This window comes from Sutcliffiella horikoshii (assembly GCF_002157855.1).
Taxonomy (GTDB): Bacteria; Bacillota; Bacilli; order Bacillales; family Bacillaceae_I; genus Sutcliffiella_A; species Sutcliffiella_A horikoshii_C.
Window position 1 is genome coordinate 3,942,174 of record NZ_CP020880.1, and the last position, 14,738, is coordinate 3,956,911.

Annotated in this window: 11 protein-coding genes; 3 read left to right on the forward strand and 8 right to left on the reverse strand. The window is 39.0% G+C overall.

The window, feature by feature from the left end; translation table 11 throughout:
* Positions 1–210: 210 nt before the first annotated feature.
* Positions 211–1,020 carry a hypothetical protein gene (locus tag B4U37_RS19995; RefSeq protein WP_088019665.1) on the reverse strand — a complete coding sequence of 270 codons (810 nt, stop codon included), beginning with the start codon at positions 1,018–1,020 and terminating at the stop codon, positions 211–213.
* A 394-nt stretch (positions 1,021–1,414) separates the two neighbouring features.
* On the opposite strand from B4U37_RS19995, the gene B4U37_RS20000 reads away from it, so the two are divergent.
* The 3 genes from B4U37_RS20000 (at position 1,415) to B4U37_RS20010 (ending at position 5,539) form a co-directional block, all read left to right on the forward strand.
* A complete protein-coding gene (locus tag B4U37_RS20000; protein ID WP_088019666.1) occupies positions 1,415–1,840 on the forward strand; it encodes a hypothetical protein in 426 nt (141 codons plus the stop codon).
* Positions 1,841–1,966: 126 nt separating this feature from the next.
* Positions 1,967–5,038, forward strand: coding sequence for a hypothetical protein (locus tag B4U37_RS20005; protein WP_088019667.1), 3,072 nt, complete (start codon positions 1,967–1,969; stop codon positions 5,036–5,038).
* 48 nt (positions 5,039–5,086) lie between these two features.
* Complete coding sequence (locus tag B4U37_RS20010) at positions 5,087–5,539, forward strand: hypothetical protein (RefSeq protein ID WP_088019668.1); 453 nt, start codon at positions 5,087–5,089, stop codon at positions 5,537–5,539.
* A gap of 590 nt (positions 5,540–6,129) precedes the next feature.
* On the opposite strand, the gene B4U37_RS20015 is transcribed toward B4U37_RS20010, so the two are convergent.
* The 7 genes from B4U37_RS20015 to rbsK all read right to left on the reverse strand — a co-directional run bounded on the left by B4U37_RS20015 (position 6,130) and on the right by rbsK (position 14,731).
* Positions 6,130–7,137 carry a LacI family DNA-binding transcriptional regulator gene (locus B4U37_RS20015; protein WP_088019669.1) on the reverse strand — a complete coding sequence of 336 codons (1,008 nt, stop codon included), beginning with the start codon at positions 7,135–7,137 and terminating at the stop codon, positions 6,130–6,132.
* A gap of 49 nt (positions 7,138–7,186) precedes the next feature.
* Entirely contained in the window at positions 7,187–9,304 is a 2,118-nt protein-coding gene (locus B4U37_RS20020) for an ADP-ribosylglycohydrolase family protein (protein ID WP_088019670.1), read from the reverse strand.
* Between the two features lie 16 nt (positions 9,305–9,320).
* The gene (locus B4U37_RS20025) at positions 9,321–10,481 is read right to left on the reverse strand and encodes an ADP-ribosylglycohydrolase family protein (protein WP_088019671.1); all 1,161 of its coding nucleotides are present in this window, start codon (positions 10,479–10,481) and stop codon (positions 9,321–9,323) included.
* Positions 10,482–10,493: 12 nt separating this feature from the next.
* Entirely contained in the window at positions 10,494–11,960 is a 1,467-nt protein-coding gene (locus B4U37_RS20030) for an extracellular solute-binding protein (RefSeq protein WP_088019672.1), read from the reverse strand.
* 73 nt (positions 11,961–12,033) lie between these two features.
* Complete coding sequence (locus B4U37_RS20035; RefSeq protein WP_010200180.1) at positions 12,034–12,912, reverse strand: carbohydrate ABC transporter permease; 879 nt, start codon at positions 12,910–12,912, stop codon at positions 12,034–12,036.
* Between the two features lie 15 nt (positions 12,913–12,927).
* On the reverse strand, positions 12,928–13,833 hold the full coding sequence (locus tag B4U37_RS20040; RefSeq protein ID WP_010200183.1) for an ABC transporter permease: 906 nt from the start codon (positions 13,831–13,833) through the stop codon (positions 12,928–12,930).
* Complete coding sequence (gene rbsK, locus B4U37_RS20045) at positions 13,799–14,731, reverse strand: ribokinase (protein ID WP_010200185.1); 933 nt, start codon at positions 14,729–14,731, stop codon at positions 13,799–13,801. The genes B4U37_RS20040 and rbsK overlap by 35 nt, the downstream gene beginning before the upstream one ends.
* Between the last annotated feature and the right edge of the window lie 7 nt (positions 14,732–14,738).

Here is a 14,738-nt window from a genome sequence, read left to right on the forward strand (position 1 = left end):
TGTAACATTTGAAGAAACAGGAGGGTTTTACGCTCAGTTACTTGACTATTTTCTAATCAGTTAAGCTTCCAAAATTATGTTATAAAGTTCACATTATGCTATTTCTTCCTTTTCATTTGGCTAGCCTAAAATACAGAAAATAGACCTGTCGCGATGACAAGTCTCTTTTCTGTATACAGTATAGTTGTTTTGATTGGTATGGACTGTCTCTCAACGTTCTCTTCTTTTTAATCGAACAATCTCATCTTCCATTCCGCTAACTTTGCGTTCGAATGCTTCGTTTGCGTTCTGGAATTGCCACTCCACATCTTCCATTTGCTCTGTATAACGGTCTTCCATTTCTTGCATGGTATCGTGCATATATTGTTGTTGCTGGTGATGATTTCTTTCTAAATGATAAAGATTCAAGGCTTCTTTTAAAGAATCCGCTCTGCCGGTTTCTAAATATATTTTAAGGGTGCGTAAGGTTTCTACCTGATGGTAAGAATGGTTAATAAATCCTCTTTGTTGCATTTCTCTACGAATTTGAATGATTAGCTTCCCTTGATTCTCATTGAAATTTTTTTGTATTTTGTTCCATTCTTCACTATGTAACTCTTTATATTTTTGTTTTTGTTCATTTATGTATTCAAATCTACGTCTCTCATATTCTGCATCATTCTTTTTATTATATTTAAAGATATAATTATTTATTATCGAAATTATTGGCCAGATAATAATAAATATCCCAATTCCTCCAGCTAAGATAGAAATTATAATTATTTCTATGTCTTTAGTTATAACGCATAGCAATACTAACAACCCAATATATGTCAATACTATCAAACCAAACTGGTTTTCACTTATTTCTCTTTTTCTCCCAGAGTCTGGAAAACGTTTGTAATATTGCTCACTTAAGGAACGTTCGTTATCTGTCACCCCTTTCAAAGAAACCCTCGGTTTGAATGCTTCCAGTTGTTGGATTCTTTCCGCCTTGGATAATAGAAGATTAATTTCTTGTAGAGATTGTACTTTATCCATATTTAACACTCCTTCTCAAAAAATACTTTAGTATCATATCACAAACTGGTAAGTAAAAGGACCTATTTTTATGGAAATACTGACTAATTTATTGTCTCCTTCAATGTCCGTTGCTTTCTCACTTACCTAAATTAGATTTACCTGTGGCCAGAATTTCCTTATCGACACAAACACTTTCAAGTTTTAATAAATTATATATAGACGGGTCAGCCTGCCTGTCCCCTCAACCCTCTTTTTTTGAGATTTTAATATATTCGAAAAGATAATTTAATATAAACTTAATGAAAAATAATACTATATATTCTTAAATTGTTTAAAAATAAGTATTTTAGAATATTATTCCTTCATGTATAATAGGTGATTGTAACTATTAGACATAGGGGGAAAATACATAATGAGTGGTTTTGTAGTAAACAAAACTTTGCGCGGATCACAGCATACTGTGGACTCTGTGAAGGGTGAGATTCTTACATATTTGGAAGATAAGTACCAAACAGTTATTAAAAATGAGGATAATAAGGCTATTAAAGTAGCTCTAACTCCTCTTCATTCTGCAAAGTTTTCAAAAAGTGAAGGTAGCATTTTAATAAAGAAACAGGATGACAGAGTAAAAGTTTCTTTTACAGGAAAACACAAAATGGCAGCTCGTACCATAGTTGGTTTTTGTTGCTCTGCCTTACTTATTCCTGCTGGTGGTTTAGGAATTGCCTTATTAATCTTGTGGATCTTCATTTATACGAAAAGTACTAAAACTAATGAAGGCCTAATAAAAGAAGTTTTCGAAGAAGCGGCGGAAGAGCTTAATCACAAGCAAGCATAAGTAAGAAGCAGGGGAGGATTTCCCTGCTTTTTGCGTTTTTTATTAGGGGAGGTTTAAATCCCCCTATACGTAACAACTTTAGGTTTTATAATATTTTTTACATATTAAAGGGGAACGATTAAAAAAATGAAAAAAATAATTTTATGGTTGTTAATTATAGCCGGGGTATTCGGGGCCGGTTATGGGGGCTATTCTCTTTTTCTAAGTGACAAGACTGCTGCCAACAGTCTTTTAGAGAATAATGTTGAAAATATGGATCCGGATGAAATGATAGATACAAAGTTTGATGTTCCTATTGATCACGTTTGGAAGATTTCATTTGATGACGAATTAGAGTCTGCTACTGTGACAAAGAAAAATGTAAAGGTATTAGATGAAGAAGGGGAGGAGTTGGATGTTCCGGTTGTTTTAAGTGACTCATTAAAAACGATTGAAATCTCTCCTCCTTCAGAAAATTATAAAAAAGGGGCTTATTATGAAGTCCATATTTCGAGCGAAGTTGCTTATACAGATGGTTTTCAAGTAAGTAAACCGTTTGCGATGGCTTTTGTTACCGCACGTGACGAGGTAGAAGAAGTCTCTTTTAATGAAGCGTTGATATACATAGAAGAAACAGATGTAGTAGAAGTTGGAGATACTGTCATCACATTAAAAAACAATGAAGAAACTGCTTTACTGGTTGAAGAAGATATTATTCTGATTCCTAAAGAAGAGTTAATAGCTGGTTATCATCAAGCTTATAAAATAATTTCTTCCAAAAAAGAGAACGATTCGATTGTTCTGGCAGTTGAGCTTCCAGCATTTCATGAGCTTTTTGAAAGTATAGATATTTATAAAGAGTATGAAGTGCTTACAGATCAAACGGTAATTATTCCTGCTGAAGGGGTGGATGTTGAGTTATCCACTGCTTATAGTCCAGATAATATGATTGGTTCAGACCGTTCTGAGACAGTCTCGAAAAAGGGGGAATATGAGGTAAATACTCCTCCTAAAGAGATTAAAGCTAAAATTGATAAGGAAAGCATCAGACTTTCCTTTAAAAATTTCAAGTTTGACATTGAAGATACAACTATAGAATTGGATGGCTATATGGATATGCATTATCCTACCTTTCTATTGGACTATCAGCTAGGTTTAGGTGGCCTAAAACGATTAAATGCTCTCTATTCCAGTGAAATGGAAGCGGGCGTTGAGAGTGCTATGGAGGTTGAGCTTAGCGATTACATTAAAACATTAAAAAGAGAGAAAAAGTACAATGGTATTCGCAAACGCGACGGTTGGCTAATTGAACGCGATATTCCTTTGGCGAAAATACTTGCTCCAACAGGGATTCCTCTGGTCTTCATTGAAAATAGGGTGAATTTGACGGCAGGAATCGACGGCAAAGGAAAAGTAGTGTCCCTCGCTTCCGTTGATAAAACGGTACAGAAGCAGTTTGGAATTGTAAAAGCAAAAGGTAAGTATAACGGTCATATGAAGGTGGATCGAGAAATCAGTACCAGTGTAATTGGCAGTGGAATGCTTTCCTTAAAGGCCGGCCCACTTGCTGCTATAGCCCTTAAAGGTGGAGACGTATTAGGTTTGGGTATGGAGGGTACTGCGAAAGGTTATGCGGATGGAGAAGTAAAAATTGGCGGTAAACAGTCCAGTTTACCGGTTGATGAAACTGCTTTAACTTTAGAAAAGTTAAATGATACAGATTTTGTTTTTTGCTCCAATTTTGATGTCGGTTTCTTATTAGGTGCTAGTTTTGTCGTAGACTCTGTAAAAGATTATACGCTATGGGAACTTGTGATTTCTCAAAAGAAATATCCGGCTTTCCAATACAATTCTTGTAAGGAGTTAGTTAGTTTGAAGGCTTCTGAAGATAGTGTCAATACCAACTCCGGGAGCGAATTAAAGCTTGATATAGTTGGTAAATTTAAAGATGCAGGCTCTGGTAAAACTTCTGATTCTTCCCTGCTGACTGGGGATAAGGTCATGGATATGACAGTCACTACCTTAGATAAAAATATTGCAAAGGCAAAGTTTATCCAGATCAACAAAAAGGATGAGAAGAATCCGAAAAGCAAAAAGGCTAAGTATAAACTTTCCATCACTACTCTGGCAGAGCCTGATGGGGAACAGACAGAGGTTATTGTTACCTATAATGACAAAAAGACAAGACAGGAACATTCTGTTACCATTCCGATCGTTTTGGAAGATCAAAAAAAGCTTACGGATGATGAAATTCAAAGTGTAATGAATCAATACTTAGAATGGTTTTTGTCAGCGAAGGAGTTTATGGCCGCACCCTCTCCAACAGATAATCTTACGGAGTATGTTGATGCTAATTTAAGCAGTTTTGAAGAGTCGGTATCCACTCTTGTGACGGAACGTTTTTCTAGAGATAATGAGTCCTTTATTAGAAATAATATTTCTACTTTCGGAAAACTAGAAAATGCTCCAAAGTTTGATGTTAGGTTTGAGATACTAGAAAACACCCCTTCAAAAATCATGGTTAAATCAGTAATTATGCCGCAAGTCTATCCAGCTGCCTATATTGAATTCGGTTCTAACGTTATATTAACGGCTATTAAAGATGGAACTGAGTGGTATATTGATGAGATTGCTTATTCTCAAGCTCCTGAGGATCCGGTTAATTTCACCTGGCCGGAACTAAAATATTATGAATTGGAATATTTAGGTGAGATGGATTTACGAACTACCGTCGGCTATCAAGCGACAACCTTTGATTATGCTGAAGGAGAAACGAAAGTATACCTTGTGAGGAACCCGTTTGGGGAAGGCATTGACGGAATGACCGCAGCAAGCGGGAATATTGTTAAGATACCAGAAGGATCACTTCCTGAACATTTAAAACCCAAGCCAGTCAGTACCGGAGAACAAGATACAGATACGATTGTATTGGAGTATTCCATGGAAGAAGACGGCACCGTATCTGCAAATTTTGAACAAGAATCTACGATTACTATTCAGGTTGGGCAACGCTTGGAGATTCAAAGGATAGACAACCTGGATAGAAATAAATTTTATGACAATATAATGGTTTCAGCAGGTCCTGTTGAATGGGATGCGTCAGGAGGCAATTCTCCTGTACTTGTCGGCAAGAAGGCGGGGGTAACGGAGCTGTCGATTATTCCATTTTCCTATGAACATGACTTAGCACATGTGATAAATATTGAAGTGATAGAGTGAGTTGCTGAGTGCAACGAGCTTCTTTGGTAGTAATTTGGAGGTAAGAAGTTGATACGTAAGATAGAGCATACACTTAGACCATACTTATATGCATTTATTGGCTTTACAGGACTTTATATAGTGACCCATCAAGCATTAGAAGAGTTCCTAGTTATAAAACTGTTTTTTTATTTTTTACTTGCAGTGATTAGTGTTCCTTTCGGGAAAAGTATGCACAAGTATGTGAACATAATTTTTGGCAGGATTAATTGGGAAGAACAGTGCGAGATTAAGGAATATCGCATCTTAAAACGAATGATGCAAGGGGTTGGGGTCGTCATACTTTACTTCTACCTTCAACTAGGAATCTTCTTTGTGTTCTTACCAGGACTTCTTTCTTTTACGGTTTACGGAGGAATTCCTCTATTTATACCATTAATGTTAGCTAACTTGTATCCTATTGTTTTACTTCATAAGCGCTATATATGGAAGGAATTTAAAAAGAATGATATGGGGGTGTGACACTATGAAACGTATTGTAAATAAATTTGTGAGATTTCGTTGGACTTCTTGTGATAGCTGTGGAGAACTAACACATTATCTAAATGACTATTGTGATAGATGTGGAGCTTACATGAATAGATAGATTTAATTTTAAGGCAATAGGCAGGATATTATTCTGCTTATTGCCTTGCTTTGCAAAAAAGAGACTTAGTAGCGCTTAATTTACCCCAATACCCACTCACCTAATCCAATTCACTTAAACTCTTAATTTGTATATTATTTAACGGCCTATTAACAATACTTTTTACAGAGAATTCACATGATGATTTCGTTGAAGTTTATATTCTCTTTCATTTAGAAATTCTCCTTAGTATATTTGTAAAGCAAAAGTAACACCCCCACCCGCATCACTATCTCCTTAATTATATCGATAAAAACTAAAAATAATTTGCTGTTTTTGTATATTCATGTAAAATATACTGGATTATTTATATACAGAGAAAAGAGGCACATGGGATTGTGCCTCTTTCACTATAATCTTTCAGTTTACCATCCACACCTTAGCTTGAAAGCAAAGACAGGTCGGCGTACCTGTCCCTTCAGCTCCCCTACCTCTTGGTTGTCCCCCGCACTACGAGTTCCACATCCAACTTCAGTTCAGCTGTTTCATCTTCGACGTTGTCGATGAGGCTGATGAGTGTGTTGGTTGCTTTGACTCCGATTTGGTAAATGGGTTGTTGGATTGTGGTGATTTCCGGTTCGACCATTTTGGTCAAGGTGATGCCGTCAAATCCGATAATGGCGATGTCTTCTGGCACTTCCTTTTTCATTTGCTTCAGTTGTTTTAAACAACCTAGGGCCATAAGATCATTGGCCAAAAAAATACCATCTATATCTGGGTTATTGTTTAACAGTTGCTTTGTCAGGTGCATGCCGCTTTCGAGGGTGAAATCACCTTCTAGAACGATGGGGCCTTTGTTATAGGCAGGACTTTCAATTAATGTATCTACAAAACCTTTTGTTCTTTCAATTGCAGGCAAGAAGGTTTGAGGTCCAGCAATGTGAGCTACATTTTGGCAGTTTATATCTAACAAATGTCCTGTAGCCAGTCGTGCCCCTTTGTAATTATTGACCCCTATTGAGTTGTTCTTCTTATCGTCAGCAGCACGGTCTATCTTCACATAAGGGATATTCATTGCTTCAAGTTCTGTTAAAGTTCCTTTATTGAATTGATAAGATGCCAAAATTACTCCATCTACATAGCGATTTTTGAAGTTCTGCCAAAAACTGTTCTCTTGGAGATCGTCCTGCTCAGTGTTGACGAGAATCAAGTTATAACCTTTAGATTTTGCAACTTTTTCGATAGAAACGACTAATTCCGGAAAAAATGGGTTGGTGATGTCTGGAATGATAAGTGCTATGGTGTTCGTCTTCTTTTTGGCTAGACCACGAGCGATTTCGTTTGGCCGGTAGTCCAGTTGTTCCATGACAGATTTAATTTTCACTTCTGTTTTTTTTCCGATATAGCCGCTCTTATTTAAGTATCTGGATATGGTAGCGACAGATAAACCTGCCTCTTTTGCCACTTCTCGGATGGTAACGGTGGATCGTTGCACGCTTTTCACCTACTTTATGTATTATTCTCTAGATAACAAAGCAGGCAAATCACTTTGCCTGCTGCTGCTTTTCTTCTATTATAAAGGAATTCAGGCTCCCTTTCCCCTTTGAAACGGTACCGAAGCCAAACATACCTCGGCTGTAACGGTTGTCCTTTGCTTTTAAGACCTCCACTCCATTCAGGAAAAACGAAATCTCTTCTCCAATACAACTTACTCTCATTTTGTAATCCTCACCGTATTTCCAATTATATGTGGCACTAGCCAACTCGGAATATCCAAAATCATTTTTTAGCAGCGACACGGTACCTTCTCCATTAAAGCCGACAAAGTAATGACGTCTGATTCCTTCAGCTCTAAAAATCACCCCATGACTTGTTCCACCTTCTGGCGTTACTGTTGTCTCTACTGTGTAATCACTAGAATAATAGTTCCCTGTGTACGAAGAGCAATCTGTGGAGGATTCATAAGTCATTGTTTCTCCATTGAGCTGCCATTCTCCCCTATGGTGAGAAAATGGGGTAATACTTAGGAATTCGGTAGACTGTTTGGCAAGATCAATTTCATATTTACTATTTCCATGCACATGGAATTGGCCAAGGTATATTGCTCCAAGGGCACGATTAGATAAAGGAGACGGCGAGGAGATAATGAAACCTATTTCATCTATCATTGCTCCTTCTGTATCCGGAACCACAAAATTAACATCATTCCAAGCTTGATGATCAAGAGCAACCCGCGCGAGCCTGATTATTTCTTCCGTGTATGTATTGCGTACATATGGAATGACAAATATCTCCTCACCTTCCCATTTATCCAGGAAGAGCTTCATTGTTACCTGTTGGCCGCTATAGACGGTAGGTGCGAAGGTTGGTTTGTATTTTTCATCGCTAAATTCGTTTCTTCTGTAAAAGGGTTTATAGAAAACCTTGCTTTCATCACCCTCTATCATTCTATCCATCACAATTTTAAGCGATCCGTTACTCTCATATCCAAAATCATCACATGGATGCAGCAATGCTTTAAATGTATTATCTGTACGGAAGCCATGCGTACTTCCCGGAAGGGCAAAGTCAAAATAGAGTTCACCGTTTCTTACACTATTCTTGAATTCTTGTGGAGCCTGTTCACCAAACAGTTTGTAGCCAAATAACGCAACTTCCTTAGAAAAAGTGGGAATATCTAGTACGTTCAAATACCCAGAGACACTTGATGTACAGATAAAATCATTGATTGGTTTTCGGTAGTGCATGGGAATACCCTCTATTCCACCCATGACACCGACAATGGTCCCGACATTACCAGCATTACAGTCGGTATCCCATCCACACATGGTGGCGATTTCAATAGTTCTTGCAAAATTACCCTCTCCATACAAAAGGGATAACACGCAAACACCTGCATTTGGAATGATATGACAGACACCTGTATATTTGTCATACCCCCACTCTTCTTCTAAGTACTGTCGACAAGCCCTGAAATCATTCGGATACTTTGCGTGAAAATCTACAACCGCTCGCACAAGTTGAGCGTAGGTAGAGTCTTTAGGAATTGTCCTCAATCCCGCATCCACTACATCACTAATAGAGCTTGTGTCAAAGGCTTTTGAGATACATGCAGCCATGAATCTAGCGCCATAAAGTCCATTTCCATCATGGGATACACTTGCCGCAATTTCTGCATAGTCTGCCGCTTTTTCTACATCTCCAGGCAGGACAAGTCCCCAAGTATCTATAAATATTTGCCCGCCAATCTGTTCTGCTTCTATGAGTCCGTTCATCTCGATAGATCCTGATTTCGGTGCAGGTATCCCTCTGGATAGATTCATATAGGCAGTATGCTCTGTACTTACTCCTTCTCCACCCCACCAAAACATTCCGATTCCTTCCCGTGAGTAGTTCAGCCAAGCTTTTCCTACATCATCAGGTGTCAATTCCCTGTCTTTTGCATCATCATATAAGGCACGGAGGAAAAATACTGGACCATTGGCATCGTCGTCAGCTGCAAATGTTTTGTAAGGTTTGGTGTAATCTGTGATGTCACCAAATACATCTCTTATTCTTTCATAAGTCCAGGAAGGAGCTTCGACTGGTGCTCCGAGTCGTATGCCTACATTCATTCCCAGAAATCCTGCATATACCTTTTCTACATAGTTGTTTGGAATCATGTAACTCTCCCCTTCCTTAACAGTGTTTTCCAAAGTAAGCCAAGCGCCTCTCTTGAATACGTAAATCCTCATAGATAATTGTTGTGGCTACCTCACTAAATCGGTCAGCAATCTCATAAAGGTCCATTCTATTTGTTTCTTGAAGCAACGCTATGTCCTCTTTATTCACAACTTTTTCTCCATACATTGCTCCAAGAATAACTCCTATCATTACGCCAATAGAATCTGTGTCGCGGCCGGAGTTAATACCGTCGAAAATTGATTGATAGAATTCTCCATCATTCAACACCATGAAAGCCAGAGCCATCGGAAGCTCTTCAATGGAAAAGAGTCTGCTTGGTGTGTAGTGATTGGAAGGCTGGCCTATTTTCTCCAACTTGCGATGCACATCGTCTCCCATTGGAGAATATTTATACATGATAGTTTGGAAGACTCCTATCACCTGATCCATCTCGAACTTTTCAGAACGCAATTCCCTCGCAGCCTCCGACAGTTCAATAATTGCCTGTTTAGTGCCGTCCTTTGCTAGTTTGATAGCCACCTGAACAATTTCATCGACCGTGACGTCTTCTTCAAATGCTTTTGCCACACAAGCTGCAAGCACTCCTGCTGCCTCCAACCCGTAGCTACTTTGATGGCCCATCGCAAAAAGAATTGCTTCATCATAGGCCGCTTTTGGGTTGCACGCGTTCACGATTCCAATTGGGGCAATGTACATAGCTGCTCCACAATTAATCATGTTGCCAATACCGGCCTCGCGTGGGTCACAGTTTGCAAGCACATGACGCATAAATATATACTTCTCAGGATAGAAGAGGCGATCGATTATCATTGCTTCTTTCCCGAATTCAGGAATATAGGTTTTTTTATAGGCGATTTCTTTTACGAATTCATTACCGCAGTCAAACGCATCAAGATGCCTTTTTTCAGTTGCATAGACGTTCATCAGTGCAATAGTCATAAGGGTGTCGTCGGTGACAATGCCATTTCCGCGCTTTTTTCCCAGGGTTACTTCGTAAGGAGCATCGGCTTTGTACCAATCTGTTTTCAATGACTCGACTTTATTGTACTTCTCTTTAATTTGTTCATATGTCAGTTTTTCTATGGTCGCGCCAAGTGCGTCTCCAAGGGCTGTGGAGAACACAACCCCTCTGACGCGTTCTTTGAAAGATATCATAAGAAGAACTCCTTACTTAATGGTCTTGTTGGCGTATTCTGTGATTTGTGTTCCGCCCGCTTCCATCCATGCATCTACAAATTTATCAAAATCATCAATTGGACGTTTGCCTGTGATGATGTCTGTTGTATATTCTCTATATAGGTTTTCCATTGCATCCCAGTTTGCCACATATTCTTCCGGTAAGATAAACGAGTTGTCTTCTTTAAAATACTCAATTGTCATTTCTTGTGATTCTGTTGCAGGTCCACTTAATAATGGAGTTTTTAATGGCTGATCAAAAGTAAGTTCAGTCGGCTCCCAGAACCTAGCGTACCATTCTCCATAATACTTTTCGGTTACTTCGATTTCACCGTCTTTCACATTATAATGTTCCCCTTCAAATCCTAAACGGTCCAGTTTTTGGCCTTCTGGGCTTGCCAGGTAGTCGAGAATATCAAACACAAGTTCCTTATGTTCTGATTGAGAGGAGATTGCTACACCTCGAGATTCCTTTGTTACGTCCGTCACGCCAAATCCTTGATCGATTCCTTTTGCAGGTGGCAGGACTACAAGTTCCGCTTCATCTCCATTAACTTGTTTCATTTTACCGTTATAAATATCAATTACTTTACCTGCTGTTCCAGATACTACAGCCGCTTCCCCATCATAAAACGCTTTTTCTTTCGTATCCCACTGCTTTGTAACGAATTGTGGATCAAGTAAACCATCTTCATAGAGTTTCTGATAATAGGCAATTTTCTCTTTTTCATTTTTGGAAACTTTATAGTATTCATACGTTCCGTCACTCTTTTCCAACCAAGATTGGCTGATTCCGAATGCCATATTAAATGTAAAGTTGATTTCCTCCAAGTCACCCGCTACTGTTACTGCATAATTCGGTGTGCTTCCACCTGGCTTCTTCTCTACCAGTTCTTTAAAAAATGCATGATAATTCTCTACAGTTGGGTCAGCCATCAGTTTTTCGGAAGTTTCCATTTGTTCAAACCAGTCTTTCCTTATTACTGGCGTTTTAGCAGATAATGGTTTAATCCAAAGCAGATACGGATAATTTTCTAGACGCTTCTGGTTGTATGGGCTGAGTGCATCTTTTAGATACTCAGATTCTTCGATGTATGGGGTAAGGTCTTCAAGAAGTCCTTGTTGTGTAAGGGACTGATCCCCGCCTTGGAAGTAAATCATATCTGGGATGTCTCCTCCATATAGGAGCAATGTAAGCTTTTCGGCATAGTTTCCTTGTGGCAGATCTACAAGTTCAAAGTTCACCTTGATATCTTTGTCTTTTTCTAGCGCTTTTTCCAACTCGTCAAAATATTTCACAGATACTGGATTAGAGTTTGTTTCATCCTTATAGACGACACGGATGGTGGTGCCATCTCCTGAATTTTCCTTTTCCTTATCCGATGTTGTTTCATTTGAGCATGCAATCAATCCAAAGACAGTCACTGCAGTTATTAGCGTTAACAAAAACTTTTTCATTCCATTTCCCCCTTGTTTAATTGTTGTTTCCCCTTTGTTAAGTCGTGTAGTATGAAGATAAATTAAGTCCTCTTTAGTCCTTCACTCCGCCTTCCAATGCACCTTTGGCATAGAACTTGAGAATGAGAGGATATAAGATTAATAGCGGAATCATCGCGATGATGATGGTTCCAGCTTGTAAAGAGGTAAAGTCAAGACTTGCCACCTGCTCATATGACAACAGGTTTTGTGCACCAAGGATAGCCGTGTTATCTCGTTGGACGACAAATTGCCGCAGCACCACTTGTAACGGCCATTTTGCAGGGTCAGTGATATAGATAGTGGCACGGAAATATTCGTTCCAGTGATAGACTCCATAAAACAAGCCCATTGTTGCAAGTCCTGGCTTGGATAACGGAAGCATAATCTTTGTATAAATGCGGAAATGCCCTGCTCCATCAATCCTTGCCGCCTCTAGGATGCTGTCGGGAACTTCCTGGAAGAATCTCATCAAAATAAATAAGTAATAAATGTTGATAGCTTTATATAGAATGACGGATGCGTAAGTATTAAGTAATCCCAGGTCTTTAACAAGCAAGTATTCTGGGATCAATCCTGGTTCAAATACCATGATGACAATGAGGAAAATGACTACTAATCTTTTACCAACGAATGTTGTTTTGGCTAATATATACGCCATCATCGATGTAAGTAAAAGATTTAGAAGCGTTCCCACAGTTGTGATTAGAAATGTGTTAAAGATACTTTTTGTAACTAATGGATTGGATAATAAAACTTTATAATTGATCAGAGAAAAGCCGGCAGGGAAAATACTCAGTCCGTTCAGCTCGTGTACTTTAAGTGGATCTGATAAGGACAATGCCAACAAATTCAATATTGGGATTAAAACTGCTAGTGTTAGTAAAAATAAGAAAGGATAGAGTATCCACTTTGTTGTATCAAAATTCTTCATACTTGCCCTCCTCCCCTACCATACGCCTTTACCTGTAAATCTCTTGGAGATAAAATGTGTGCCAAGAATCAGTACGACACCTATAAATCCTTTGAATAAACTTGCTGCTGTTGCATAAGAATACTGCCCGTTCACGATCCCGATTCTGTACACGTACGTATCAAGAATGTCCACAACGCTGATGACAGAAGCGTTCATCATGTTGAATACTTGGTCAAAACCAGCATTCATGAAGAATCCAAGATTTAAAATAAAGACAGTCACCACAGTCGTCATCATGGCCGGCAAGGTTATATACCTCATTTGTTGAAGGCTTGAAGCGCCATCGATTTTCGCTGCTTCATAGAGCGTCGGGCTAATTTTCATAATGGCCGCCAAATAGATGATAGAATCCCAGCCGGCGCTTCTCCACATTTCTGAAAATACTAAAACCCAACGGATATGCTCTTTGCTTGTCATGAAATCTAGAGATGGAAGTTGGAAAAAGTTTCGAATGATATTAATTCCTCCATCAGTCGGATTCAGTAGGCTTATCCAAATACCTGCAATGACAACCCATGATAAAAAATGGGGCAGATACACGACCGATTGGACATACTTCCGATACCTTCCACTTCTCACTTCATTAATAAGAAGTGATAGAATGATAGGGATCGGGAAGAAGAATACTATCTTCATCGTGCTTATAATAATGGTGTTCTGAAGCACATCCATAAAAGCCGGGGAGCTGAACAAAATCTTGAAGTGTTTAAGCCCTACCCATACATTGTCCCCGATAATCCGGTAGTCCTGAAATGCCAGTTTCATCCCAATCAAAGGGATGACATGGAATACAACAAAGTATAAGAGCCCAGGAAAGAGCATGGCATAGATAACCCAGTCTTTCTTAACCTGTTGTAAAGAGGCCTTTATTATCCTCATGGTTTCTCACCTCTTTGTTTAATAAAGCGTCGACATCTTTGCGATAAGGCATCCCACTCTGTGCCCCTTTTTGTGTTATGGAAATACCTGCTGCGACTGTACCAAACCGGATGCTTTCGGGTAGGGACATCCCTTCACTAATGGCAAGAGCAAATGCCCCTGAGAACGTATCACCAGCACCTGTTGTATCTACCGGAGTTACTTTAATAGAAGGGATGATAATCTCCTTTTTATCGTCCCAGTAGAGTATGCCTTTTTCACCTCTTGTGATGATGAGTTTGTTCGGATATTTCCTGATTACTTCGTGACAAGACATTGAGGTATCCAATACTAGTTGATATTCGTGTTCGTTTGGAGTCAAATAAGTAATCATGTCGATTATTTCCTGATTTAGTTTGAACGCTGGAGCTGGATTGACGATGATGGTTTTTCCCGCGTTATGTAGAATAGGAACTAGCTCCTCCAATAATTCCAGGGGTGTTTCAAATTGGAACAGGATACAATCGGCTTGTAGTAGTTGGTCTATTTTTGATTTCATGTAAGCATTATTCGTATAGTCATTGGCGCCAGATATAATGAGAATTCGGTTGTCTCCTTGGCATAATTCAATAAATGCTGCACCAGTAGGTATATCTGGAATATCATTTACATGTGTTACATCAATGCCTTCCTTTTCGAGGTTGCTCTTAAGGTAAGTTCCGTTTATATCTGTCCCTACAGACCCGAACATAGTAACTTTTCCACCAAGCCTGGCAGCCGCTACTGCCTGATTGGCCCCCTTGCCGCCTGGGGAGCAGAAAAATGTCTTCCCTTTTATTGTTTCCCCAAGCTCAGGTAAACTGTCTGTTTCTATGACATAATCCAAGTTGATACTGCCTACTACTGCTATTTTTGCCACAATGCTC

Bases quoted from the DNA above. Each gene is read 5' to 3' on its own strand.
- B4U37_RS19995 (WP_088019665.1), bottom strand. From the start codon at position 1,020: ATGGATAAAGTACAATCTCTACAAGAAATTAATCTTCTATTATCCAAG.
- B4U37_RS20000 (WP_088019666.1), top strand. From the start codon at position 1,415: ATGAGTGGTTTTGTAGTAAACAAAACTTTGCGCGGATCACAGCATACT.
- B4U37_RS20005 (WP_088019667.1), top strand. From the start codon at position 1,967: ATGAAAAAAATAATTTTATGGTTGTTAATTATAGCCGGGGTATTCGGG.
- B4U37_RS20020 (WP_088019670.1), bottom strand. From the start codon at position 9,304: ATGATTCCAAACAACTATGTAGAAAAGGTATATGCAGGATTTCTGGGA.
- B4U37_RS20025 (WP_088019671.1), bottom strand. From the start codon at position 10,481: ATGATATCTTTCAAAGAACGCGTCAGAGGGGTTGTGTTCTCCACAGCC.
- B4U37_RS20030 (WP_088019672.1), bottom strand. From the start codon at position 11,960: ATGAAAAAGTTTTTGTTAACGCTAATAACTGCAGTGACTGTCTTTGGA.
- B4U37_RS20035 (WP_010200180.1), bottom strand. From the start codon at position 12,912: ATGAAGAATTTTGATACAACAAAGTGGATACTCTATCCTTTCTTATTT.
- B4U37_RS20040 (WP_010200183.1), bottom strand. From the start codon at position 13,833: ATGAGGATAATAAAGGCCTCTTTACAACAGGTTAAGAAAGACTGGGTT.